General features: G+C 71.9%; 23 protein-coding genes. 16 read left to right on the plus strand and 7 right to left on the minus strand.

Annotated features, from left to right (window positions below; genetic code table 11):
* Positions 1-75: 75 nt before the first annotated feature.
* A complete protein-coding gene (locus tag BM085_RS29275) occupies positions 76-1605 on the minus strand; it encodes a fumarylacetoacetate hydrolase family protein (RefSeq protein WP_093890098.1) in 1530 nt (509 codons plus the stop codon).
* Between the two features lie 162 nt (positions 1606-1767).
* On the opposite strand from BM085_RS29275, the gene BM085_RS29280 reads away from it, so the two are divergent.
* The 4 genes from BM085_RS29280 to BM085_RS29295 all read left to right on the plus strand — a co-directional run bounded on the left by BM085_RS29280 (position 1768) and on the right by BM085_RS29295 (position 5646).
* Positions 1768-3213: an aldehyde dehydrogenase family protein gene (locus BM085_RS29280; protein ID WP_093890099.1), complete on the plus strand. Its 1446-nt coding sequence runs from the start codon at positions 1768-1770 to the stop codon at positions 3211-3213.
* Complete coding sequence (gene hpaD / locus BM085_RS29285; protein WP_093890100.1) at positions 3213-4070, plus strand: 3,4-dihydroxyphenylacetate 2,3-dioxygenase; 858 nt, start codon at positions 3213-3215, stop codon at positions 4068-4070. Before BM085_RS29280 ends, hpaD begins: the two co-directional genes overlap by 1 nt.
* A 108-nt stretch (positions 4071-4178) precedes the next feature.
* Positions 4179-4901 (plus strand): alpha/beta fold hydrolase, encoded by a 723-nt coding sequence (locus tag BM085_RS29290; protein ID WP_245789762.1) that lies wholly within the window; start codon positions 4179-4181, stop codon positions 4899-4901.
* A gap of 61 nt (positions 4902-4962) precedes the next feature.
* On the plus strand, positions 4963-5646 hold the full coding sequence (locus BM085_RS29295) for a GntR family transcriptional regulator (RefSeq protein WP_093890102.1): 684 nt from the start codon (positions 4963-4965) through the stop codon (positions 5644-5646).
* Between the two features lie 188 nt (positions 5647-5834).
* On the opposite strand, the gene BM085_RS29300 is transcribed toward BM085_RS29295, so the two are convergent.
* Together BM085_RS29300 and BM085_RS29305 are read right to left on the minus strand one after the other, a co-directional pair.
* Positions 5835-6149, minus strand: coding sequence for a carboxylesterase family protein (locus BM085_RS29300; RefSeq protein ID WP_093890103.1), 315 nt, complete (start codon positions 6147-6149; stop codon positions 5835-5837).
* A gap of 62 nt (positions 6150-6211) precedes the next feature.
* Positions 6212-6895, minus strand: a complete 684-nt coding sequence (locus BM085_RS29305) for a TetR/AcrR family transcriptional regulator (protein ID WP_093890104.1) — start codon at positions 6893-6895, stop codon at positions 6212-6214.
* A gap of 78 nt (positions 6896-6973) precedes the next feature.
* Between BM085_RS29305 and BM085_RS29310 the strand changes: the two genes are divergently transcribed.
* Complete coding sequence (locus BM085_RS29310; RefSeq protein ID WP_218158860.1) at positions 6974-7999, plus strand: saccharopine dehydrogenase family protein; 1026 nt, start codon at positions 6974-6976, stop codon at positions 7997-7999.
* A 75-nt stretch (positions 8000-8074) separates the two neighbouring features.
* Here the strand turns inward: BM085_RS29310 and BM085_RS29315 are convergent, their stop codons facing one another.
* Together BM085_RS29315 and BM085_RS29320 are read right to left on the minus strand one after the other, a co-directional pair.
* Positions 8075-8815, minus strand: a complete 741-nt coding sequence (locus tag BM085_RS29315) for an SDR family NAD(P)-dependent oxidoreductase (RefSeq protein ID WP_093890105.1) — start codon at positions 8813-8815, stop codon at positions 8075-8077.
* Positions 8812-9804, minus strand: a complete 993-nt coding sequence (locus BM085_RS29320) for a methyltransferase (RefSeq protein WP_093890106.1) — start codon at positions 9802-9804, stop codon at positions 8812-8814. The genes BM085_RS29315 and BM085_RS29320 overlap by 4 nt, the downstream gene beginning before the upstream one ends.
* Positions 9805-9897: 93 nt before the next feature.
* Here BM085_RS29320 and BM085_RS29325 point away from each other — a divergent pair, with 93 nt between their 5' ends.
* Positions 9898-10887: an aldo/keto reductase gene (locus BM085_RS29325; RefSeq protein ID WP_177245335.1), complete on the plus strand. Its 990-nt coding sequence runs from the start codon at positions 9898-9900 to the stop codon at positions 10885-10887.
* Positions 10888-11056: 169 nt separating this feature from the next.
* Here the strand turns inward: BM085_RS29325 and BM085_RS29330 are convergent, their stop codons facing one another.
* On the minus strand, positions 11057-11818 hold the full coding sequence (locus tag BM085_RS29330; protein ID WP_177245336.1) for an amidohydrolase family protein: 762 nt from the start codon (positions 11816-11818) through the stop codon (positions 11057-11059).
* Between the two features lie 159 nt (positions 11819-11977).
* On the opposite strand from BM085_RS29330, the gene BM085_RS29335 reads away from it, so the two are divergent.
* The 7 genes from BM085_RS29335 to BM085_RS29365 are packed head-to-tail and all read left to right on the plus strand — an operon-like array spanning position 11978 to position 19639.
* Positions 11978-12925, plus strand: coding sequence for an alpha/beta hydrolase (locus BM085_RS29335; RefSeq protein ID WP_093890107.1), 948 nt, complete (start codon positions 11978-11980; stop codon positions 12923-12925).
* A complete protein-coding gene (locus tag BM085_RS29340) occupies positions 12922-13662 on the plus strand; it encodes an ABC transporter ATP-binding protein (protein WP_093890108.1) in 741 nt (246 codons plus the stop codon). The genes BM085_RS29335 and BM085_RS29340 overlap by 4 nt, the downstream gene beginning before the upstream one ends.
* Before the next feature lie 2 nt (positions 13663-13664).
* A complete protein-coding gene (locus tag BM085_RS29345) occupies positions 13665-15401 on the plus strand; it encodes a branched-chain amino acid ABC transporter ATP-binding protein/permease (RefSeq protein ID WP_245789763.1) in 1737 nt (578 codons plus the stop codon).
* Between the two features lie 36 nt (positions 15402-15437).
* A complete protein-coding gene (locus BM085_RS29350) occupies positions 15438-16592 on the plus strand; it encodes an ABC transporter substrate-binding protein (RefSeq protein ID WP_093890110.1) in 1155 nt (384 codons plus the stop codon).
* A 31-nt stretch (positions 16593-16623) separates the two neighbouring features.
* Positions 16624-17496, plus strand: coding sequence for a branched-chain amino acid ABC transporter permease (locus BM085_RS29355; protein WP_093890111.1), 873 nt, complete (start codon positions 16624-16626; stop codon positions 17494-17496).
* 19 nt (positions 17497-17515) lie between these two features.
* On the plus strand, positions 17516-18625 hold the full coding sequence (locus BM085_RS29360; protein WP_093890112.1) for a zinc-binding dehydrogenase: 1110 nt from the start codon (positions 17516-17518) through the stop codon (positions 18623-18625).
* A gap of 39 nt (positions 18626-18664) precedes the next feature.
* Positions 18665-19639, plus strand: coding sequence for an aldo/keto reductase (locus BM085_RS29365; RefSeq protein WP_093890113.1), 975 nt, complete (start codon positions 18665-18667; stop codon positions 19637-19639).
* Between the two features lie 119 nt (positions 19640-19758).
* On the opposite strand, the gene BM085_RS29370 is transcribed toward BM085_RS29365, so the two are convergent.
* Positions 19759-20955, minus strand: coding sequence for an NsdA family TPR-like regulatory protein (locus BM085_RS29370; protein WP_093890114.1), 1197 nt, complete (start codon positions 20953-20955; stop codon positions 19759-19761).
* 605 nt (positions 20956-21560) lie between these two features.
* On the opposite strand from BM085_RS29370, the gene BM085_RS29375 reads away from it, so the two are divergent.
* The 3 genes from BM085_RS29375 to BM085_RS29385 all read left to right on the plus strand — a co-directional run.
* The gene (locus BM085_RS29375) at positions 21561-22472 is read left to right on the plus strand and encodes a helix-turn-helix domain-containing protein (protein WP_218158861.1); all 912 of its coding nucleotides are present in this window, start codon (positions 21561-21563) and stop codon (positions 22470-22472) included.
* Positions 22473-22804: 332 nt separating this feature from the next.
* Positions 22805-23620: an SGNH/GDSL hydrolase family protein gene (locus BM085_RS29380; protein WP_093890115.1), complete on the plus strand. Its 816-nt coding sequence runs from the start codon at positions 22805-22807 to the stop codon at positions 23618-23620.
* Positions 23621-23873: 253 nt separating this feature from the next.
* On the plus strand, positions 23874-24577 hold a 704-nt coding region (locus BM085_RS29385), incomplete at its 3' end, for an MIP/aquaporin family protein (RefSeq protein ID WP_093890116.1).

The following is a 24577-nucleotide window of genomic DNA, read 5'->3' on the forward strand; positions in this document are numbered from 1 at the left end:
CGGGGACCCGTCCCGGTGCCCGCGGTTCGGGGGCCCGTCGGCGGTGCTCGCGCGGCGGCCGTACGGCGGCCGGCGTCATCGCGCGCGCTCCCGCTCCTCGTAGGCCTCGCGCCAGACGCGGTTCATCGGGTACAGGCCGTCGATGGACGCTCCCTCGTCGACCCGCTCGTAGATGAAGCGCTCCTCGGCCTCCTGCCGGGCCGCGTCGCGTGCGACCTCGGCGGCCAGGCGGGGCGGGATGACGACCACGCCCTCCGCGTCGCCCACCAGGACGTCGCCCGGCATGACGAGCACGCCGCCGCAGGCCACCGGGATCTGGGAGTCCATCGGCACGTGCCTGCGTCCGAGCACGGCCGCGTGCGCCACCGCGAAGTAGGCGGGCAGCTCCAGGTCGGCGAAGGACGGGCTGTCCCGCAGGCCGCCGTCGGTGACGACCCCGGCCGCGCCCCGGCGCAGGGCGCGCAGCGCGAGGATGTCGCCCAGCGTGCCCGCCCCCCGCTCGCCCCGCGCCTCGATCACCAGGACCTCACCGGGCCGGATCTCCTCGACGGTGCGCTTCTGCGCGTTCATCCCGCCGCCGATCTCGTCGAACACGTCCTCGCGGAGGGGGAGGTAGCGCAGCGTGCGAGCCACTCCCACCATGCGGAGGTCGGGTCTCGCGGGGCGGACGCCCTCGATGAAGTGGTGGTCGATGCCGCGCTTGCGCAGCTGTGCGGAGAGCGTGGCCGTCGAGACCGACCGCAGGGCCGCCAGGGTCGGCTCGTCCAGGCCGGCCGGGCCGCCGTCGCCGTCGGCGGGGGAGGAGTCCTGGCCGGGGGCGGAGTCCGTGGCGGTCGCCGGGCCAGTGGCCGGACCGGGACCGGAGGCCGGGGCGGAGGCGATGGTCGGCGCGGGGGCGGGGATCGGGGCGGAGCCGTAGGCGGCGGCGCGGACCTCGTCGGTCACGCGGGGCTGGACGCCGAAGTCCCCGAGGTCGCCGCTGCCGGCGACGATCTGGTTGCGGAGCCGTCCGGCGCCCTCCAGCTCCACCTCCACCACGTCGCCCGGCCGTACGACCGTGGACCCGGCGGGGGTGCCGGCGAGGATGATGTCGCCGGGTTCCAGGGTCATCAGCCGGGACAGGTCGGCGATCAGCAGGTCGAAGCCGAACAGCAGCTCGTCGGTGCACGCCTCCTGGGCGAGCTCGCCGTTGACGTATGTGCGCAGCCACAGCGCCGAGGGGTCGGCCGTCTCCAGGATCGCGGGGCCGACCGGGGTGTAGCCGTCCTGCCCCTTGGCGCGGAGGTTGGAGCCGAGGTCGGCGTGCTTGAAGTCGTAGAGGCCGAAGTCGTTGGCCGCCGTGTAGCCGGCCACGTGGCCGAGCGCGCGGTGGCGGGGGACGCGGTGCGCGCGGGCGCCGATGATGATCGCGATCTCGCCTTCGAAGGCCAGCAGCTCGCATCCGGCGGGCCGTACCACCGGCCGGCCCGACCAGGACAGCGACGAGGCGGGCTTGAGGAAGTAGGAGGGGACGGCCGGGGTGCGTCCGCGCTCGGCCGCGCGACCGCGGTAGTTGAGATGAACCGCGATGATCTTTCCTGGTGCCAGGCCGAGCGGGTGCTCCACATCGGCTCCCTTCAAATCATATAGGACATCCTGGACGATACTCGATTGGGCCAAGTGAGGCTATAGACAAAGATATTTGAATTCATACATGATTTGGAGGTGCCGGGCTCAGGGGCACCCGCCGGGATGTGAGACGCCGAGCTGACCGAGGAGACCGAAGAGATGACCGACCTGTTCATCGGAGGCGAGTGGGGCCCCGCGGAAGGGGGCGCCACCTTTACGACGCTGAACCCGGCCGACGGCTCGGTGTTCGAGGAGTGCGCCGAGGCGGGCGCCCCCGAGGTGGACCGCGCGGTCGCCGCGGCCCGCTCCGCGCTCGCCGACCCCGCCTGGGCCGGCATGACCGCCGCCGCGCGGGCGCGGATGCTGTGGCGGGTGGCCGACCTCGTCGAGGAGCACGCCGACGAGCTCGCCGAGCTGGAGACGCGGGACAACGGGCAGCCGCTGGCGGTGGCCGGGGGCGTCACGGTCCCCGGCGCGGCCGAGCACTTCCGCTACTTCGCGGGGTGGTGCACCAAGATCGAGGGGTCGGTGGTGCCGGTCTCCTTCCCCGACACCCTCCACTACACGCGGCGCGAGCCGGTGGGCGTCTGCGCGCTGATCACGCCGTGGAACTTCCCGCTGATGCTGGCCGCGTGGAAGCTCGCCCCGGCCCTGGCCTGCGGCAACACCGTGATCATCAAGCCCGCTGAGCAGACCCCGCTGAGCACGGTCATGCTCGTCGAGCTGATGGAGCGGGCCGGCTTCCCGCCCGGCGTGGTCAACCTGCTGACCGGCGGCCCGGCCACCGGAGCCGCCCTCGCCGAGCACTCCGGCGTGGACAAGGTCTCCTTCACCGGATCCACCGAGGTCGGCCGCAAGCTCGTGCACGCCAGCGCGGGCAACCTCAAGCGCCTCACCCTCGAACTGGGCGGCAAGACGCCGAGCATCATCGCCGCCGACGCCGACATCGACGCCGCCGTGGCGGGGAACGTGCGGGGCGCGCTGTTCAACAGCGGCCAGGTCTGCGCCGCCTACGCCCGCTTCTACGTGGACCGCCGGCGGGCCGACGAGTTCACCGAGAAGATGGCCGCCGCGGCCGCCGCGCTGGTCCTCGGGCCGGGCCTGGACCCGGCCTCTCAGCTCGGGCCGCTGGTCAGCGAGGAGCACCTGGCCAAGGTCGACGCCCATGTCCGCGGCGCCCGCGACGAGGGCGCGGAGCTCGTGACCGGCGGGCGCCGGGCGGGCGGGAGGCTGGCCGGGGGGTTCTTCTACGAGCCGACCGTCTTCGCCGGGGTCACCGACGAGATGGCGATCGCCAGGGAGGAGGTGTTCGGGCCGGTCATCCCGGTGCTCGCCTACGACGATCCCGATGAGATCGTGGAGCGTGCCAACGACTCGGCGTACGGCCTGGCGGCCTCCGTCTGGACCCGCGACCTGTCCACCGCCCACCGCCTGGCGGCGAAGGTCAGGGCCGGAGCCGTATTCATCAACATGATCCACGTCCCGGACGCCGCGACCACCTGGGGTGGTTTCAAGGCCAGCGGCTGGGGCCGGGAGATGGGACCGTACGCCATCGACGCCTATACAGAGGTCAAAGGCGTCTGGACGCACCTGGGAGGGGCGTGATGGGAGAGCTCGTCATGGCGGCCAAGATCACACATGTGCCGTCGATCTGGCTGTCGATCCAACCGGGCAAGCACTTCGGCATCCGGAAGCCCGCCGAAGCGGCCCTGGAGGAGATCGGCAGACGCGCCCGCGAGCGCGGGGCCGACACCTTCCTGGTGGCCGACACCCACTGGATGAACAGCATCGGCTTCCACCTCAACGGCAAGGAGAGGCACAGCGCCTCCTACGTCAGTCACGAGCTCCCGCACTTCATCCACGATCTGGAGTACGACTACGCGGGAGACCCCGAGCTCGCCGAGCTCGTCCGCGAGGAGATCGCCGCCGGAGGGCAGAAGGCGCGCGTCCACACCTACAAGGATCTGGGCCTGGAGTACGCCACGCTCGTGCCGATGTACTTCATGAACGACGACTCCTCCATCCGGGTGCTGCCGATCGGCTGCAACATCTACTCCACGATCGAGGAGAACCGCCGGATCGGCGAGGCCCTGCTCCGTGCCGTACGGCGCAGCGACCGGAAGGTGGCCTTCCTCGCCAGCGGCTCCCTGTCGCACGCCTTCCCGCCCAACGAGATCGCCGAGTCGCTGCTCAACGACGTGAGCAGCGAGATCAACCGCCAGGTGGACATGGCGGTCCTGGACATGTGGGCGGAGGGCAGGACGGCCGACTTCGTCGACATGCTTCCCGACTACAACAGGCGCTGCACGGGGGAGGGCGCCATGGCCGACACCGCCATGCTCTTCGGCCTGCTGGGCTGGCGGGACTACACGGGCAAGGGGGAGCGGCTCTGCCCGTACTTCGGCAGCAGCGGCACGGGTCAGGTCGTCGTCGACTTTCCGATACCCACCAAAATCACCTGATTCGGTCGCCGAAACCCCTCAACGGACAACAGTACATGGAGTACGATAAGAAATCGTATGTGAAAAGTATCGTTGAGGAGTGCGCGACCGATGCACGACGGATCTGGCTTGGCCTCTCGTGTTTTCCCTCCTGACCGTCCCGGCGACTCGCCGCCCGTCCTCCTCCTGCACAGCTTCGCCTCCGACGGCGCGGCCGACTGGGTCGAGACGGGCGTCGTCGCCGCGCTGACCGGCGCCGGGCGGACGGTCGTCGTGCCCGACCTGCGTGGTCACGGGGACAGCCCGGCCCCGGCGGCGGCTCATGAGTGCGGCGCGCGGGCGGTGGCCGAGGACATCGTGGCGGTGCTGGACCGGGCGGGCGTCACGGCGTTCGACGTCGTCGGCTACTCGCTGGGCGCACGCCTCGGGTGGGAGCTTCCCGCGGCGGCCCCGGGCCGGGTGCGCCGGGCGGTGTTCGGCGGCCTCAGCCCCGTCGAGCCGTTCGCCGCGGTGGACGTCGCCGCCCTCCACCGGGCGGTCCGGGACGGAGCCGAGCCCGAGGACCCGTTCACCGCGATGATCGCGGGCATGGTCCGCTCCTGCGGGGAGCGGGCCGCCGGGCTGGCGCTGTGCGTCGAGGGCCTGCGGGACACCCCGTTCGAGGCGGCGCCGTGGGGCGGTCCGACGCCCCCGGTCTTCGTGATCGGGGAGGACGATGTGATGACACGCGGGATCGAGCGTATCGTCAGTCTGGTCGGCGGAGCCGAGCCGATCATCGTTCCCGGAGGTCATTTCCAGGTCCTCGGCGGTGCCGCGTTCCGCGACACTATCGTGAGGGTCCTAGGACAGTGATCAGCAGGGGGACGGCCGTCGGCGGGCCCGTCAGCCGCCGGCCGAGAATGAGGGGACGCCGTTGAGTGCCGCGAAGAAGCCCGCCAAGGCCAAGGAGTCGAAGGCCGAGCTCAGCTACGAACTGCTGCGCTCGCGGATCCTCGACGGCACCTACGGGCCGGGCTACCGGCTGGTGATGGACCAGCTCGCCCGGGAGACCGGGGTCAGCACGATCCCGCTGCGCGAGGCGGTGCGGCGTCTGCAGTCCGACGGGCTCGTGGAGGTCGTGCGCAACATCGGCGCGCGCGTGGCCGTGTTCGACTCCACGCAGGTGGAGCACTCCCTTCACGTCCTGGCCCGCCTGGAGGGCTACGCGACCGCGATCTCGGCGCCGCTGATGACGCCGGAGCGGATCGAGGCGTCCAGGGAGATCAACGCCCGCATGGTCGAGGCGCTGGAGGAGTTCGACCCCGCCTCCTTCACCGCGCTCAACCGCAAGTTCCACTTCTCGATCTACCAGCACTGCCCGGACGAGCACCTGAGCGTCCTGCTGGAGTCGGAGTGGGCGCGGCTGGACCACATGCGGCGCTCGACCTTCACCTACGTCCCGGGGCGGGCCCGCCGCTCGGTGGTGGAGCACGACCACATGCTGGATCTCATCGCGGCGGGCGCGGAACCGGCGGAGATCGAGCGGGTGGCGTGCGCCCACAAGATCGCGACCGCCGACGCGCTGCACAACGCGCACGTCACGCCCCGGACCGCCTGAGCCCGCCCGGCCGTACGGCGGCGGCACCCGCCCGTACGGCCCGGCGCGCGGACGGAGAGGCTCGGCGCGGCGGGCTCGTCGAGCACCCGGACGGACTCGATGTCCGGGGTTGAGGAACAGCGGAACAGCCGTCAGCGCTGGGGCATACCGGCGCAGGTCAGGCGAAGGTGGTGAGGGTCCACGAGCTTTCACACCGGCCGCCCACGGGACGGATACTCCGCCGCGATCGCCGCGGCCTTGTCACCGAAGAAGCGACGCAGGCCCTCCTGGTACCCCTGCTCGGTGAGACCGGGGAACATCAGCGCGGCGAACAGGGTCCCCTCGTCACGGGTGATGCCGGTGAGGACCGGCACACGGTGGAAGCGGCCCTGCGCGAAGACGGTCTCGGGATCGGCGGGCAGCACGGTGGTGCCGTAGCCCGGCAGGGCGAGCGGCTCCTGCGCCAGGAGCTTGGAGACGGGCTTGCCGCGCAGGCAGGTGCGGGCTGTCTTCGGAAATGACATGCGGCGAGCCTAGGAACGGCGCGGCGGGGAGGGAATGGCACTGGATACCGCCCTGGATGCACCTAGACACACCACATGTCAGAGGTCAGGCTTGGTCCGGATGACGGATGACGGATGACGGAGGACGGTGAGGACGCGGCGGTGGGTGTCCTCGAATCTGCCTGGGATCCGGCGTCGATGCTGCCGACGGTCAGGTCGGTCAGCGCCGCGATGGCCTCGGCGACGGTGGCCCGCCCCCGGTTCAGCTCCGCGGCGATCGCCTCTGCCGCGCCCAGCGCGCCGACGCAGCGCAGCCGGAGGGCCTCCTGCGTGAGCCCGGAGTACGGCCGCAGGGCGGTGGCCATCAGGTCCGTGTAGTCGTCGAGCAGTTCGCGCTCGATCGCCTCCATCTCCCGGTTCCCCTTGAGCGCGGCCGAGATGGCGGTCCACTCGGGCATGTCGGTGGCGCACGCGAAGTAGGCGGCGCTCAGGACGCGGGCGATCTCGCGGGGGACGGCCGGGGCATCACGCAGGGCCTCCTTTGAGGCGGCCCGGTGCCGCTCGTCGAGCCTCCGGTAGAGCGCGATCAGCAGGCCGGGGCGGGTGCCGAAGTGGTCGTAGACGATCGGCCTGCTCACTCCTGCGGCCTCCGCCAGGCTGAGCAGCGTGAGGCTGTCGGTGCCGTGGGCGCGCACGATCGCCATGGCGGTGTCGAGCAGTTGCTCCCGCCTGGCCGGCTTGGACAGACGAGTCGATCCCGTAGTCATTGTCCTCCCTTGCGTTGCCTCCCAGCATAAGCTACAAAATGTAAGTTACAGAATGTAGGTTAGCGAGAGGACATCACCGTGGAGCACTCCGTACTGATCATGGGCGGATCCGGCCAGGCGGGCGCGGGGACCGCAGCCCTCCTGCGCCGGTGGTACCCGGAGCTGCCGCTGACGATCGCGGGCCGGGATCTCGGCCGCGCCCGGCGGGTCGCCGACGAGCTCGGCGGCGCGACAGCCGTGACCATCGATCTGCGGCGAGGCGACCTCGGCCTCCAGCGGACCGACGGCTACTCGGCGGTCGTGGCAATGGTGCGGGACAGCCACCTGAACGGACTGCGTTACGCACAGGACCGCGGCCTGCCGTACGTCAGCATCTCCAGCGGCCTGGTCGACATCGGCCCCGAGGTTGTCGCCGCCGGCCTGCGAGCCGGCGCGGCGCCGGTCCTGCTGGCCAGCCACTGGTACGCGGGGCTCGTCGTCCTCGCGGTGCTCGGCCTCGCCAGGGAGTTCGACCGGCTCGACACCATCGAGGTCAGCGGGGTGCTGGACGAACAGGACAGCGGCGGGCCCGCGGCCACGGTGGACATGGCACGCCTGCTGGCCGCCACCTCGGCGGGGCACGTCCGCCGCGACGGCGTCTTCGACTGGGTCAGCGGCCCCGACGCGCAGGTGGAGGTCATCAGCGTCGACGGCGCCGTGCTGCCCGGCCAGATCGTCCCCATCCTCGACGTGCCGAGCCTGGCCGTCGCGACGGGCGCGCCCAATGTCCGCTTCGCGTTCGCGATCGGTGAATCGGCGGGCAGGCGGCGCGGCGGGCCCGCGTCCACGGAGGTCAGGATCGACCTCGAAGGCGTGGACCGCGCGGGCGCACCACTCAGGACGAGCCGCTACCTCCTCCACCCGGAGGGGCAGCGCCCCCTGACGGCGCTCGGCGTGGCCCTCGGCGTCGAGCGACTGCTCGGCCTGCGCGGCGACCCCGTGCTGCCCGGCCTCCACACCCCCGAGGCGTTGATCGACCCCGGCTACGCGGCCGAGCGGATGGCGGAGATCGGCGCCACCTTCACCGACTCCGCCGATCGGGAATCGCGGGCGGTGCACCCGTGAGACGACCTGGTTCATGATGGCGCTGTCAGGCACGGGTCGCCCCTCCGTCTCCCCGGTCCGGCCGGGATTCCCCGGTCATACCAGGAGCTGGCCGCCGTCCACCTGGACGACGGTGCCGGTGATGTGCCCGGCCTGCGGCGAGGCGAGGAACAGCACCAGCGGGGTGATGTCGCCCGGGGTCGCGATCCTGCCGAGCGGGATGCGCGACTCCCACGCGCCCCGCGCGGCCGGGTCGGTCATCAGGCCGGCCGTCATCGGGGTGTGCACCGGTCCGGGGGCCACGCCGTTCACGCGGATGCCGTGGCCGGCGAGCTCGATGGCGCCGGTCCGGGTGAGCGCGTCCACGCCGGCCTTCGTGGCCTCGTAGTGGCCCAGGCCCGCGGTGGGCTGGCGGGCCCCGATCGAGCTGATGTTGACGATGCAGCCGCCCTTGGCCGCCTTGATCATCTGTGCCGCGGCGACCTTGGTGACGGTGAACGTCCCGCGCAGGTTCACGGCCACCACCCTGTCGAAGATCTCGATGGGCAGGTCGACCAGGGCCCCGCCGCCGGCGACGATCCCCGCGTTGTTGACCAGGACCTCCACCGGGCCGAGCTCGCCGGCGACCCGCTCCAGGCCGGCCGCGACCGCCTCCGGGTCGGTGACGTCCAGGGGGAGGGCCAGCGCGCCCAGCTCCGCGGCGGCCCGCTCGGCCGCCGCGCCGTCCAGGTCGGCGACCACGACCCGGTCACCGGCCTCGGCGAACGCCTGGGCGACGGCCCGGCCGATCCCGCTCGCGGCGCCTGTGATCAGGACGACGCGGCCCGCGGCGCTCATCGGGCCTCCGCCACGATGACGCGCGGGCTGCCCGGGAGCTCGCGGGTCTCCACCGGCTCCCATCCGGCCTCCCGGAGCCAGCCGCGCACCTCGTCCTCCGGGTAGACGGTCGTGCCGTCGATCACGAGGTACTCGCCCGCGTGGAGGGCGTCGATGGCGCGCTGGCTGTGGTCGGAGTCCAGGAAGAAGTCGAGCAGCAGGAGCGTGGCGCCGGGCGCCGCGGCCTCGCGGGCCCGCCGGGCGATGAGCCGGTTCTGCCCGGCGTCGAACCGGTGCGCCACGTGCTCCAGCAGCACCAGGTCGAAGCCCGTGGGGACGTCGCCCGCGAGGGGGTCGCCGTCGACGACCTCGACCCGGTCGCCCATCCCGGCGTCGGTCAGCGTCTTGCGCGCGTGCTGGACCAGGTCACCGCCGGAGAAGAACGTGCCGCGCAGGCCGGGGGCCGTCCGGAGCGCCTCGGCCAGGAAGGAGCCCGACAGCCCTCCGAAGTCGAGGACCCGCCGGTGCCGGGAGAAGTCGTAGTTCTCGGCGAGCATCCTGGCGTGCAGCGCGTTGTAGGTCATCACACCGGTCAGGAAGGTGCCCCATCGGTCCTCGCCGAGATCCAGGTTCGCCGGCAGCGCGGTGCGGGCGGTCTCGCCGAAGCCGAGCCAGTGCCCGTAGCTGATCCCGTCGAGGAAGGCCAGGAACGGGCGGAGGTCCACGTCGTCCCCGGTGCCGGACAGGTACCGCGTGACGGACGGCGAGTTGGCGTACACCCCGTCGTCGCGGGTCAGCAGGTCGAGGCCCGCCATCGCGTCGGCGAGGATCCGCGCGGTGCGCCCGGGGAGCCCGGTGCGCGCGGAGATCTCGGCGACGGTCGCCGGTCCCCCGGCCAGCGCGGCGAACAGGCCGGCTTCACTGGCCGCGAAGAGCTGCTTGGCGGCCATGTAGCCGGTGGCCACGTCCACGATCCTGGCGGGACCGGCGGGGTCCGGGTGAGGCGACATGAACTCAACTCCCTAGGTGCAGACAATATTTGGAATGCTATACGATTTCCTTCTCGGCGGCCAGGGGCCGCATAACGTCATCGGAGGTCCACGATGGAGTTCTCAGCTCGGGTGCCCAGGCGCCGGCTCGGCGCCGACGGGCCGGAGGTCCCGATCCTCGGCCTCGGCTCGTGGAACACGTGGGACCGGATGGAGTCGGGTGACGCGGCGGCGCTCATCCGCCGGGCCGTCGGCCTCGGCGTGAACCTCTTCGACGTGGCCCACCACAACTTCGGCCCGCACGCCGAGAACGCCGTCACCGACCTGATCTTCGGCAGGGCCGTCCGCGAGGCCGGGGTCGCCCGGGAGGACTATCTCCTGTGCGGCAAGCTCTGGCTGTGGGACTACCCCGCCACCTCCTTCGCCGAGCAGATCGAGCTCTCGCTGTCGCGGATCGGCACCGACCGGGCCGACTCCGTCGTCGCGGGTGACTTCCTCGGCGAGCTGGACATCCGGTCCGTGGTGACCGACGTGGCGGAGCTGGTGCGGGCCGGATGGTTCACCACGTGGGGCGTGAACAACTGGTCGGCCGCCGACCTGCGGTTCGCGCGGGAGTTCGCCCTGGCGGAGGGGATGGTCCCGCCGGCGTTCGCGCAGCTCAAGTACAGCCTCGCCCGGCGCTCGGTGCCCGAGGGCGGGCCGTACGGGCGGTTGTTCGACGACGGGCTGGGCCTGCAGGCCTCGGACGTCTTCGAGGGGGGCATCCTCGCGGGCAAGTTGCGTCCGGAGCGCAAGATCGGCGCCGACCCCGGGGGCATCCGCGACCGGATCCGCGCGTCGTACCCCGAGGCCGAGCGGGTCGCCGAGCGGTTCGGGGCCACCCCGGCCCAGCTCGCGATCGCCTTCTGCCTGACCCACCCCGCCGCCGCGACCGTGCTCTTCGGGGTCAGCGGCGGCCGGCAGCTCGACGACAACCTCGGCGCGCTCGACCTGCTGGCCCGGCACGGCGACGAGCTGCGCCCGGCGGTCGAGGGGCTCTGGATCGACAGGGACGTGGTGCGCCCCGACGCCTCCTGGGGAACCGACGCCCCGGAACGAGGCTGATCTCCCGCCGGAGAGCGCCGTCACGGGCCGTTCCGTCGCGGTACGGCCGGAGAGCGCCGTCGCGGGCCGTGCCCCGGAGCGGTCCCGCGACGGTCTCCGGGTACGGCCCCGCGACAGGCCGGGCTCGCGGGGCCGTACCCGGAGGCGGGCCCCGCGCGCCGCGCGGAGGTCAGAGCTCGTGGACCACGCGGCCGCCGACCATCGTCAGGGCGACCGGGACCTGGGGGAGGGCCTCCGCCTCGGTCTCCGAGCCGCCCTCGACGAGCAGGCCGCCGTGCGTGCCGTCGGCGTAGGGCTCGTCGGTCCAGGCGTTGCGCATCGGGGGGATGCCGTCGGCGAAGATCTTCACTCCCGCGACGCGGAACCGGCCCGGCACGTCGGCGGGCGGGACGAAGTCGCGCAGCCCCGCCAGGAGGCCGGGCAGGGAGGAGGCGCCGTCGAGCTCGCCGAACAGCATGAGCGCGGTTACCCGCGCGCGGAGCAGGCCCTCGGCCGCGAGATCGGCGTAGTCGCGCAGCACGGCGGAGCCGAAGCAGCCGCTGGGCCCCGCGTCCTCGCCGGGGCCCAGGCCCGGCTCGGTGTAGCTGGTGACGCCGAGGGAGGCCAGCAGCTCCCCGGTACGCAGGATCGCGCCGCGCCGCGCCTCGGCGGTCTCCAGGCGGGGGAGGGGCTCGCCCCCGTGGTGCCCGGCGGCCATCTGGTCCATGAGGAGATCCGGCCACATCTGGCCGAGCCAGACGCCGTGGAGGTGGGAGTCGTTGATGCCGGGGAGCACCGACCTGCCGCGCAGCCGGATGACCCGGGTCCGCGGCCCGATCAGCGGGGCCACCTCCCCGGCCGTTCCGACCCTGGCGATCCGGCCGCCGGCGACGGCGATCGCCTCCGCCACCCGGTCGGCGGAGTCGACGGTGTGCACCGTGCCGCCGGTCATGACCACATCCGCCGGCGCGGGGTCACTCGGGGATTCGTTCCGCAACATTTCACCCGCACTCTAGACACGTCATTTGGTCCCGCATAACGTACATGGAATCGGATACGATTTGCGAGTGCCTGAACGTGAGCGAGGGCACCCGGGCAACCGGAGGTAACGATGCCCCTGCATCCTGAGGCGCAGAGAATCATCGAGCGCGCCGGCGTCGAGGACCAGGGCGGAGCCCCCCAGCTTGACGCGGCGGCGATGCGTGAGGGATTCCGCCAGTCCTGGACCATGCCGGACGATCTCCAGCCCGTGGGCGGTGTCGTCGACACCGTGTTCCCCGGCCCCGCCGGAGACGTCCCGGTCCGGGTCTACACCCCCGAGGGAGAGGGCCCCTTCCCCGCCTTCGTCTGGTTCCACGGCGGCGGCTGGACGATCGGCAGCCTCGACGAGAACGAGGTCGCCTGCCGCGCCGTCTGCGCCGGAGCCGGCGCCGTGGTCGTCTCGGTCGACTACCGGCTCGCGCCGGAGAACCCCTACCCCGCGGCGGCCGACGACTGCTACGCCGCGGTGCGCTGGGTCCACGGCAGCGGCGAGCGGCTCTCGGTCGACCCGGCACGGATCGCGGTGGGAGGGGAGAGCGCGGGCGGCAACCTCGCCGCCGTCGTCGCGCTGAAGGCCCGCGACCTCGGCGGCCCCGCGATCGCCCTGCAGGTGCTCGTCTCGCCCGTGCTCGGCCATCCTGACGACGGGCGCGCGTCCTACCGCGACTTCGCCGACGGCTACTTCCTGTCCAAGGCGAGCATGGACTGGTTCTTCACCCAGTACCCCCGCGACGCCGGTGACATGGACGACCCCTACCTCCTGCCCCTGCGCGCGGGCGACCTGTCGGGCCTGCCCCGCGCGCTGATCCTCGGCGCGGAGTACGACGTGCTCCGCGACGAGGGCGAGGACTACGCCCGGGAGCTGCGGCGCGCCGGCGTCGAGGTCGAGCTCGTCCGGTTCGACGGCCTCATCCACGGCTTCTTCGGACTCCTCGCCATCGAGCTGTCGGCGGCCCGCGACGCGCACGCGCGCGTCATCGCGGCGCTGCGGTCGGCCCGCGCGGAAGGCCCGCGATGAGCGGCCCGGTCCTCTCCCTGAAGGGCGTCAGCGTCAACCGCGGCGAGGCCCCGATCGTCCACGACGTCTCGCTCGACGTCGAGGCCGGTACGGTCACCGTGGTCCTGGGCGCCAACGGCGCGGGCAAGACGACCCTGATGGACGGCATCGCCGGCCTCGCGAAGGCGACGTCGGGAACGATCCAACTCGGCGGGACCGCGATGGAGCGGCTCCCGGTCTACAAGCGGGCGCAGGCCGGCCTGGGCTACGTCGAGCAGGCGCGGACGGTCTTCCGGACGCTGACCGTCGAGCAGAACCTGCTGGTCTCCCGGTCGGGCGCCGGCGATCTGGAGACGGTCTACGGCCTCTTCCCCGAGCTGGACAAGCGCCGCGGGCTCCAGGCCGGGCACCTGTCGGGCGGTGAGCAGCAGATGCTCGTGCTCGGGCGCGCGCTGATCTCCGACCCGAAGGTCGTCCTCATCGACGAGATGTCCCTGGGCCTGGCGCCCGTGGTGGTCCGCCGCCTCATGCACGCGGTCAAGGACCTGGTCGGCCTGGGCATAGCGGTCCTGCTCATCGAGCAGTTCGCGAACCTGGCCCTGGAGGTCGGGGCCAACGCCTACGTCCTGCGCAAGGGGCGCGTCGTGTTCGACGGCCCCTGCGACGAGTTGCGGGGCGACGGCGAGAGGCTGCACGAGTTCTACTTCGGCGCGGTGCCCGCCGGAGCCGGGGCCGAGGCGGGGGGTGAGAACCGGTGAACATGATCGACAAACGCGCGTGGGGGACGGGCCTGGCCGCCGCCGTGCTGGCCTGCGTCGCCGTACCGGCGCTGTTCTCCTCGTACTGGACCTACCTGGCGATCACCGCCGTCGTCGGCGCGGTGATCATGCAGAGCTACGGTGTGATCGTCGGCCGGGCCGGGGTCATGTCCCTGTGCCAGATGTCCTTCGCCGCGATCGGCGCGTGGGTGGTGCTCCGGCTGAACCTGGCCGACGCGCCCGGCGGCTTCCTGCTCTGGCTGCTCCTCGGCGGCCTGGCGGCCGTCCCCGTCGGGGTGGCCATCGGGCTGCCGGCCCTGCGCATCCGCGGGGTGAACCTCGCCGTCGTCACCTTCGGCTTCGCCGTGTCCACCGACATCGTGCTCAACGCCAACCAGTTCCCCGGCACCACCGAGCTGAAGACGCTCGTGCGGCCGGGGCTGTTCTCCGGCAACGCCGCGTACTTCGTCCTGACGGTGATCGTCTTCACCGTGCTGGCCCTCGGGCTGGCGCTGTTCAACCGGACCCGGCTCGGCATGTCCTGGCTGGAACTGCGCTACTCGGAGCGGGCCGCCGCCGCGCACGGTATCTCGGTGGCGCGCAGCAAGCTCGCCGCGTTCGCGATCAGCGCGTTCATCGCGGGCGTCGGCGGCGGCCTGATGGCCGGCCAGCTCGGGCTCGTGGTGTCGAGCAACTTCGCCATGGGGCAGTCCCTCGCGCTCTTCGCGGTGGCCATCCTCATCGGGCCGCACAACCCGGAGGGGGCCCTCATGGGCGGCGTCTTCGGCGCGGTGATGGCCACGATCCTGGAGAAGCTGCGGCTCCCTCAGGACCTGGGCGGCATGCTGTTCGGCCTGTTCGCGGTCTTCGCCCTGCGCAGCGGGGTGAGCCAGACCGACTTCACCCGGGCGCGCAAGCGGGAACGCGACGCCCGCAAGCTGCTCGCGACCCTGGCGGACCGGCCGCGGGAGCCCGAGGTCACGGCCGCGGAGACCGCTCCCGCGCCGCCGGCCCCGGCGGGCGGCGAGCCCTGCCTGGAGGTGCGGGGCCTGACCGTCCGCTACGGCGAGGTCGTGGCGCTCGACGCGATCGACCTCACCGTCCCCTCCGGCGGGGTCGTCGGGCTCATCGGCCCCAACGGCGCGGGCAAGTCCACCTTCATCGCGGCGGTCACCGGCTTCATCGGCGGCTACCAGGGCGCCGTGGAGCTGGCGGGGCAGTCGATCGACCGTCTCAGCCCGAGCGCGCGGGCCGGTCGCGGCCTGCGCCGTACCTTCCAGACCACGGCCATCGCCCCCGAGCTCACCCAGTACGAGTACCTGACGATCGGCGCGGGCCGGCGGCTGTCCGGGGACGAGGCCGACGAGCTGCTCGGCTTCTTCGGCTGCCCGCCGGGGGAGGTGCCGGTGTCCATCGTCGACGTCGGCACCCGCCGCCTGCTCGACGTGGCCGCCGCCATCGCGGCCCGGCCGAAGGTGGCCCTGCTCGACGAGCCGGCCGCGGGGCAGTCCGCCGCCGAGTCGCTCAAGCTCGGACGGCGGCTCGCCCAGGTGCCGGCCCGCTTCGGGGTGTCGATCCTCCTGGTCGAGCACGACATGGAGCTTGTCAGAGCGGCGTGCGCGCAGGTGACCGTCCTCGACTTCGGTCACGTCATCGCCTCGGGGCCCACCCGGGACGTCCTCGGCGACCCGGCGGTCATGGCCGCCTACCTCGGCACGGCCGACGTCCCGCTCGCCTGATCCCCGTCTTCCCCCCAGCCCAAGGAAGTGGCAGCAATGAAGCGTTCCCTCACCGGCGCCGTGGCGGTGGCCGCCCTGGCCCTCTCCGCCGCCGCCTGCTCCGACGCCGGCTCCTCGACCGACGGCCCGATCAAGGTCGGTTCCGTCAACGGCGTCACCGGCCTGTTCCAGACGCCCGAGGTCCCGCAGGCGGTCAAGGCCGTCTTCGAGGAGGTCAACAAGGCCGGCGGCGTCAACGGCCGCAAGATCGAGCTCATCAGCAAGGACGACGCGATGAACCCGCAGCGGTCCACCGAGGCCGCCCTGGAGCTGCTGGAGTCCGAGAGCGTCGTGGCGCTGGTCGGCTCCTCCAGCGCGGTCGACTGCGGGCTCAACCGCGCCACCTACGGCAACAGCGGGATCGTCTCCATCCCGGCCGTCGGCGTGGACCCCGCCTGCTTCACCAGCCCCAACATCGCCCCGGTCAACCCGGGCCCGTTCAAGCTGCTGACGGCGATGCTCTACTACGCCTCCGAGACGCTGAAGCACGACAAGGTCTGCATGTACTACACCGTGCTGCCGGGCAGCGGCGGCGGCATCGACGCCGCCGTCAAGGAGTGGAGCGACATCACCGGCAAGCGGCTCGCGGTCAAGGACACCTCCGTCGGCGAGGGCGACCCGACCCCCTACCTGGTGGCGGCCAAGGCGGCCGGCTGCCAGGCCATCCTCTACAACGCGACGGTCGGCCCGTGGTTCGCCCAGGCGCAGACGCAGGGCCTGCAGGACGTCGACTTCATCATGGGCGCCAACAGCTACACCGACGCCAACGCCGAGGTCATCCCGGACGGGTTGAACGTCTACGCCGGGACCGAGTGGCAGCCGTACACCGACGAGACGCTGCCGGGCAACGAGCGCTGGGCGAAGATCGTCGACGAGAACAAGATCCAGAAGACGGCGTTCAGCCAGGGCGCCGTGATGGCGGCCGACGTGTTCGTCCAGGTGCTCAAGACGATCAAGGGTGACGTCACCCGCGAGTCGGTGACCGAGGCCTTCAAGAAGATGCGGCCGATCCAGTACCCGATGGTGGGCACCCCGTGGATCTTCGGCCCCGGCGAGGCGCACAGCCCGATCCAGGGCAGCCGGTTCGTCAAGGTCGAGAACCGCAGGTGGAAGGTTCTCCCCGAGGGCTTCATCGTCCCGGGCAAGAACTGAGCTCCCAGGAGTCCCAGGAGGTGGGTGTCCGATGGTGAATTCCGTGATCGCCGGCCTGACGGGCGGCGGGGTGTACGCGCTGCTCGGCCTGTGCGTCGTGCTGACCTACCGGCTGGTCGCCGTGGTCAACTTCGCCATGGCGGCGGTGGGCGCGATGGGCGCCTTCGTGATGGTGTCGCTGATGGACGCGGGGCTCGGTGTGTGGCTCGCGCTGCTCGCCGGGGTGATCTCCGGCGGGGCGCTGTCCGCCCTGCTCGGCGCGGTGCTCGTCCGCTGGTTCGGCGACCACGACGAGCGCACCAAGGCCGCCGTCACCGTCGCCCTGTACGTGGCCCTCATGGCGATCGGCCTGCGGCTGTTCGGCAGCACGACGACGGGTGCCCGGCGCTTCCCGAGGCCGTTCGACGCGCCCGCCTTCACCGTGGGCGACGTCGTGGTGCCGCAGTCGGTGCTGGTCTCGCTCGCCTTCGCGGTGCTGATCACCGTGGGGGTGGGGATGCTGCTGAACAGGACGTCCGTCGGCCTGCGACTGCAGGCCCTGTCGGAGCGCCCGGCCACCGCCCAGGTCGTCGGCATCGCGGCGCCCCGGCTCGCCGTCGCCGTCTGGGCCGCCATCGGGGCCATCAGCGCACTGGTCATCCTCCTGGTGGCGCCCCGCCTGGGCGGGGACTTCTCCACCCTGGGCAAACTCATCACCACGGCGCTGGCCGTCGCGATGGTGGGCGCCTTCCGGAGCCTGCCCATGACGCTCGCCGGAGGGCTGCTCATGGGCTGCCTGGAGGGGTTCACCGCGTCGCTGGGCGCGGTCCAGCAGTACCGGGGGGTCGTCCCCTTCCTCGTGATCGTGGTGCTCCTGTGGTGGCGCAGCCGCCACGAGGTCTGGGACACCGCCCACAGCAGATAGCGAAATCGGAGAACATCACATGTCAGTTCCGACGTCTACGCGGGCGGCCGTCCTGCGGGCCCACGGCGAGCCGCTGGTCCTGGAGGAGCTGCCGCTCCCCCGGGAGTGCGAGCCCGGCGCCGCGATCGTGAAGGTCGACTGCGCGACGCTGTGCGCCACGGACGTGCATCTGTGGAGCGGCGGCATGTCATTGCCGGGCATGCTCCCGATGGTGCTCGGCCACGAGATGGCGGGCACGGTGGTGGCCGCCGGGCCGGGCACCGTCGACGCCCTCGGCCGCGCCGTCCGGGTGGGCGACCGGATCGGCTGGTCGGAGTCCACCTGCGGCCACTGCCACGGCTGTACGGTGACCCGCAACCCCGTGGCCTGCTCCGACCGGGGCTACGGCTTCCTGCAGCGGTCCGACCGGTGGCCCCACTCCACCGCCGGGCTCGCCGAGTACGACTACGTCACCCCGAACGCACAGAAGTTCATCCTCCCCGACGACGTCAAGGACACCTGGGCGGCCGCCGCGGGCTGCGCCGTCAAGACGGTCCTGCACGCCTTCGGCCGGGCCGGAGGCGTGCGCCCCGGCGCGAACGTCCTCGTCCAGGGGGCCGGGGCGCTCGGCATCGTCGCCACCGCGGTGGCCCGCGCCTCCGGTGCGGGCACGGTCGTCACCGTCGGAGCGCCGGACGCCCGGCTCGAACTGGCCAGGCGGTTCGGCGCCGATCTCGTGATCGGGCTGGACGGCGACGCCGGGAGGCGGCGGGCGGCCGTGCTGGAGGCCACCGGCGGCCGGGGCGCCGACCTCGTGCTGGACCTGGCCGGCGCGCCCGGCGTGGGAGCCGAGGCCGTCGACCTGGCCGCGTGGGGAGGCACGTTCGTCATCGTCGGCAGCACCGGCCCCCGCCCCGACCCGATCCCCCTGGGGACGGTCATGGGCAAGGAGCTGAACGTGCTCGGCTCCCTCAACGGCGACATCGGCGACTACCGCGACTCGATCGAGTTCCTCCGCGCGTTCCGGTCGCGCTTCGCCTGGGACGAGCTCTTCAGCGAGCCCGTCGGGCTCGGCGGGGCGTCGGAGGCCCTCGCGTCCATGTCACGGCTCGAACAGGTCAAGGCCGTCGTCCACCCGTGGCTTCCCTGACCACCGTCCACAACCGTCATCCACCCACCGAGGAGTCCGATGTCCGAGCGGAAGAAGGTCGTCCCCCTGCGCAGGGTCGGGACCCATGGCCCCGACGTCTCCGTGCTGTCCCTGGGGTCCTGGCACACCTACGACCGGATGCACTTCGAAGACGCCGTGGCCATGGTGAGCCACGCGGTGAAGCTGGGCGTCAACCTTTTCGACGTCGACGTCGGCGTCTACGGGGTCCCGGGGCAGCCGCCGGTCTTCACCGACGTGCTGTTCTCGGCGATCGTGCGGGCCGCGGGGATCGACCGTGACGACTACCTGCTGTCGTCGAAGCTGTGGCTGGAGCCGTACCCGGAGCAGTCGCTGCGCGAGCAGCTCGAACGCGCCCTGTTCCGGGTCGGCACCGGCCGGGCGGACCTGGTCGTCCTCGGCGACATCCGCCGCGACGACCTCGACCTGCGGCGGCTCGCCGCCGACCTCGCGGAGCTGGAGGCCGACGGGATCATCGGCTGCTGGGGGGTGAACAACTGGTCGGCCACCGCGGTCAGGACCATCCGCGACCACGCCGTCCACGCCGGCTCGCCGGGGCCGCAGATCGCGCAGCTCAAGTACAGTCCGTGCCGCCGGTCGATCCCGGACGGGGCGCCGTTCGCGGAGGTGTTCGCCGAGGGGATCACGATGCAGGCCTCGGACGTCATGGAGGGCGGGATCCTGGCGGGCAGGACGGCGCCCACCCGGGAGATCGGCCGTGACCCGGGCGGGGTGCGCGGGCAGATCATGGAGGCGGCCGGCGGGATCGCCGCGGTCGCCGCGGACCTGGGGGCGACCCCGGCCCAGCTCTGCGTCGCCTTCACCCTGACCCATCCGTCGGTCAGCACCGTGCTGTTCGGGGCCAGCCGCATGGAGCAGCTCGTGGACAACGTCGGCGCGCTGGAGCTGCTGGAGCGGGTCGGCGCCCCGCGCCTGCGCGAGCTGCTCGACCCCTTCTGGGCCGACCGCGGCGTGGTCGACCCGGAAGGCCCGTGACCGCCCTCCGGGGGCGGTGACCTGGAGGCGGTCTCTCGGCCGTCCGGCACCGCGTCCCGTCATGCCGATCGCCACCTCGCCCTCGCGGCGCGTCTGCGTGGCGGCGCCGGCGCGGGCGGCTAATGCGCGTGCGACCACCGGTGGAGGTCGTCGCGGATGAGGCGGAGCTCCTCCATGGCGCGGCTCGCGCCGGTCTGCCGCGACAGCGTCAGAGCCTGGCGGGCGATGCCTGCCGAGCGCTCGCTCTCGTGCGCGTCGGCGTAGGCGTGGGCGAGACGGGCCAGGTTGTAGGCCGTGAGGTAGTTCGACGGAGCCGCCGAGAGGTCCCGTTCCAGGATCTCGATCGCGTCGGCGGGATGGTGGAGCTGGATGAGGCATCCGGCGGCCAGGGCGTTGTGGAGCCAGGCGGGATAGTCGAACACGATGGGCGTGTCGTCCTTCGAGCCCTCCCGGGGCGCCTCCGCGGACTCCTCCAGGCGGCGGTGGCACATGTCCTCGGCTCCGGCCATGGCGTGGCCCTGGGCCTCGTGCCGGCGGGCCATCGCCTCCAGCGGCGGCGGGGAGAGGACGTGTTCGCGGGCGGCGACGGCGAGGCCTATCACCTGCTCGGGGTTGCCCCGGTTGTCCTGGAGGCCGGCCCGGCGGGCAAGGGCGTATGCCACGAGCCGTTCGTCGCCCGCCTGGTGCGCGGCCAGCAGGGCCCGGTCCGACCAGGCCAGCGCCTCGTCGAGGTCGCCGGTCTCGTAGTGCATGCGGCTGATCAGCTCGGCGTCCTGGGCGCTGATCCGGAGCAGCGCCCGGTGGATGCCCGACCTGGAGTCACGGCGCAGTCCGTCGATCACGGTGAAGACGGGAGACAGGGCGTCGATCGTGCGGGCCGGGCGGAGATCCGGCCGTGAGTAGGCCCGCAGGACGGTCTCGAAGTAGGCGGCGGTCTGGTCGTCGGCCCGCTTGGGGTCTTCGATCGCCCGGCCGGTGCGCTCCTCCTCCTCGGCGGAGAACGTCCCCGCCATCAGCGGGATGCCGGTCAGATGGTGCCAGAGCGTCGTACCGGCCGCCTCGCCGCTGAACAGCTCCGCCTCGTTCATGTCGAACGCCCGGCAGAACAGCTCGGAGTACAGCTCGTCGGGCCGCTGTTCCCCGGCCTCCCAGGAGCGGACCATCTCCGAGAGCCTCTCCTGCGGGGGCAGGCGGTCGCGGGTCGTCTCGTCCGCGGCCTCGGTCAGCTGCTCGCCGAGGTCCTGCCGGCTCCACAGGCGGCCACGCCGCCAGGCGCGCAGGCGGGCGGCCCAGGTCGGAATGTCGATGGCAGCCATCGGTGCATCCTCTCGACAGACGGGCAGGAAGAGACATTCCACCCACCCGGGGACATCCGCTCCCATTCTCCCCTGTCGGCTGCTCGCCGTTCTCATAAGAATGCTAAAAACTCGGGCGACGGCCTTGACGTCTGATCGGGGTTCGGGCATCACCGGCGGTGGTCGTCTCCCACGGCCCGGAGCGGGCCCCGCCCGCTCCGTGCGGGCCGGTCCCGGTTGCGGGGTTCCGCGTCGCCTGGCGGCGGGACCACGCATGACTGTCGAAGATGACGAGCAGTTTTCCAACATGTCAGAGAACTTTATGTATTTCACGCTTTTTCGCGGATAAATCTGCTTGAATTCGACCGCGGAAGTCCCCGGAGTTTTCCGGTGAAGGGGCCTCCGTGCCGGCGTCCGCCGGTGGAGGGCGCGGCCCGGCTGAAGGAGGCGCGGATTCACCGAGCGGGCGTTCTGGCTAAGTCGGGCAAGTTATCGTAAAGGGCCATTTTTACACTGGGTGCATGTGGGAGTAAGTGCTCGGCGCATGCATCAGGATATGGTTGTCCGATTCTCATCGAAAAAAGCGGAACGGTCGCACCGTCCGAGTGGCACGACGGGGAGTGATCATGAGCACGGAGCACGCCGAAAGCAGCGTGGCGCCCGGTGGTGCCCTGACCGGGGCCGGTGGCGGTCCCACGATCCTGCGGATCCTGCTGGGCGCCCAGTTGAGGCGGTTGCGCACGGCCAGGGGCGTTTCCCGGGAGGACGCCGGCTACGCCATCCGCGCCTCCCATGCCAAGATCAGCCGCCTGGAGCTGGGGCGGGTCGGCTTCAAGGAGCGCGACGTCGCGGACCTGCTGACGCTGTACGGGGTGACCGACCCCTGCGACAGGTCGCCGCTGCTCGCCCTGGTCCGCCAGGCCAACGCTCCGGGCTGGTGGCACAAGTACGGCGACCTGCTCCCCAACTGGTTCGAGGTCTACGTGGGCCTTGAGGCGGCCGCCTCGATCGTGCGGACCTACGAGGTGCAGTTCGTCCCCGGCCTCCTGCAGAGTCCGGAATACGCCCGGGCGGTCATCATGCTCGTGCACAGTGCCGCTTCCGCGGAGGAGGTCGATCGCCGTGTCGCCCTCCGCATGACCCGGCAGGAGTGTCTGACCCGGTCCGACGCGACGACGCTCTGGGCCGTGATGGACGAGGCCGTGCTGCGGCGCCCCATCGGCGGGCCCCAGGTGCTGCGCGCGCAGATCGACCACCTGCTGAAGGTCACCGAGCTGCCCAACGTGAGGCTGCAGATCATGCCGTTCCACCGCGGCGGTCACGCGGCGGCCGGCGGCCCGTTCTCCATCCTGCGCTTCCCCGAGCGGGACCTGCCCGACGTGGTCTACCTGGAGCAGCTCACCAGCGCGCTCTACGTCGACAAGCTTGCCGAGACCGACCACTACATGCAGGTCATGGACCGCCTGTGCGTCCAGGCCTACTCCGTCGCGGACAGCCAGAGGTTCCTCCGCGACCTGCGTGCGGAGCTGTCGGGCTGACATCCGGCCGACGCTGCCGGTGGATCGGCTCGACGGTTTCGGCTGCCATGCGGTCCATGCCCGGCATGCGGGTCCTCGGCGCGGGCATCCTCGGGGAGAACCGGACCCGCGTTCCGCTCCGCGTCACCATCCGCTTGACATCGGCCGGCCCACGGTTCCGGTTCCGCTCGCGGAGATGCGGGGGGAATGATCCGGGCCGCGCCCTCCGAGTGCGACCGGAGACGTTCCTTACCAGTGAGTCATTAACCTGTAATGCACGCTTGTAAATACGGCGGGACGGGCCGACATTCTTGAACAACGGAGCCGCTCGGGGGAGAGCCCAGGAGGCCAGTTTGAACGTCCCCCGCCGGATCCTCGCCCTCATCGCAGCGGTGACCCTCGCGTCCGTCCCGGCGACGGCCGTGGCGGACGCCTCGGCGGCCCCCGGCACCATGGCCGCGATGGGCGACTCCATCACCCGTGGTTTCAACGCCTGCGGCTTCTACCTCGACTGTCCCTCCCGGTCCTGGTCGACCGGGTCCAACGAGGCCGTCAACAGCCACTACCGGCGTCTGCTGGCCGGCAATCCCTCCCTCGCCGTCCACAACGACGGCCGGTCGGGCGCCAAGGTCGCCGACATGGCCGGCCAGGCGCGGCAGGCGGTCTCCCAGGGAGCCGACTACGTCACGATCCTGATCGGGGCCAACGACGCCTGCGCGTCGTCGGAGGCGGGGATGACCTCGGTGGCCGACTTCGAGGCCAGGTTCCGTACGGCGGTGCAGACGCTCACCACCGGCCTGCCCGATGCGGGGATCTTCGTCTCCAGCATTCCCGACATCAAGCGGCTCTGGGAGGTCGGCAAGGACAGCTCCTCCGCCCGCACCGCGTGGTCCACCCTCGGCATCTGCCAGTCGATGCTGGTCAGGCCCCGCTCCACCGACCAGGCCGACGTCGACAGGCGCGACCGGGTGCGCGGGCGCGTGGCCGACTTCAACGCGGTGCTGGCACGGGTCTGCGCCGAGCAGATCACCTGCCGGTACGACGGCGGAGCCGTCTTCGGCCACCCCTTCACACTGTCCCAGCTGAGCCGCTGGGACTACTTCCACCCCAACGCCTCCGGCCAGCAGCTCCTCGCCGAGATCACCTATACGGCCGGTGCCGTTCTGTAGGGCCACGCCGTACGGCTCTGTAGGGCCACGCCGTACGGCTCGCCGGCACCGCTGCCGACTCTAACCTCTGACCGCTGTCCGAAATTGTCGTCAGTCTGCCGTTGACCTTGCCCCCTTTCGGGCCTAGCGTCCCGAGCAGCCGAGAGGATCACCTCTTCGGGGTGATTCCTCCACGGCCGTCCGGTGGTATTCCGGTCCCGTCCGGAGAACGGGCGCGGGCTTGTGACGCAACGCGGCACCGTGAGGAGAGCACATGGCGGAACGGCTGAAAGCCCGGGGACTGCTCGGCGAGATGGCCGCCGAGTTCGCGGGGACCATGATCCTGATTCTGTTCGGAGTGGGGGTCGTCGCCCAGGTCGCCGCGGCGGGCATCGGCGACCACGACAGCATCGCGTGGGCGTGGGGGCTCGGGGTCACCCTGGGCGTCTACGTGGCGGCCCGTATCAGCGGCGCGCATCTCAACCCGGCCGTCACGGTCGCGCTCGCGGTCTTCAAGGGGTTCTCCTGGCGCAAGGTGCTGCCCTACTCGCTGGCGCAGACCGCGGGCGCGTTCGTGGCGGCGCTGCTCGTGCGGTGGAACTACGCGGAGGTGCTGGCCAAGGCCGATCCCGGCCACACGATCAAGACCCAGGGGGTCTTCTCCACCCTGCCCGGCAACGGCACCCTGCCCGTCGGCACCTGGGGCGCGTTCCGCGACCAGGTGATCGGCACCGCGATCCTGCTGTTCCTCATCCTCGCCGTCTCCGACGTGCGCAACTCGCCGCCCGCGGCGAACCTCGCCCCCTTCGTGGTCGGACTGGTCGTCGTGGCGATCGGCATGGCCTGGGGCACCAACGCGGGCTACGCCATCAACCCGGCGCGTGACTTCGGGCCCCGGCTCGCCTCGTTCCTCACCGGCTACGGGACGGCCTGGCGCGACCAGTACGGCCAGCTCTACTTCTGGGTGCCCATCGTGGC

The sequence above is a fragment of the Streptosporangium canum genome, assembly GCF_900113865.1.
In the GTDB taxonomy this organism is placed as follows: domain Bacteria; phylum Actinomycetota; class Actinomycetes; order Streptosporangiales; family Streptosporangiaceae; genus Streptosporangium; species Streptosporangium canum.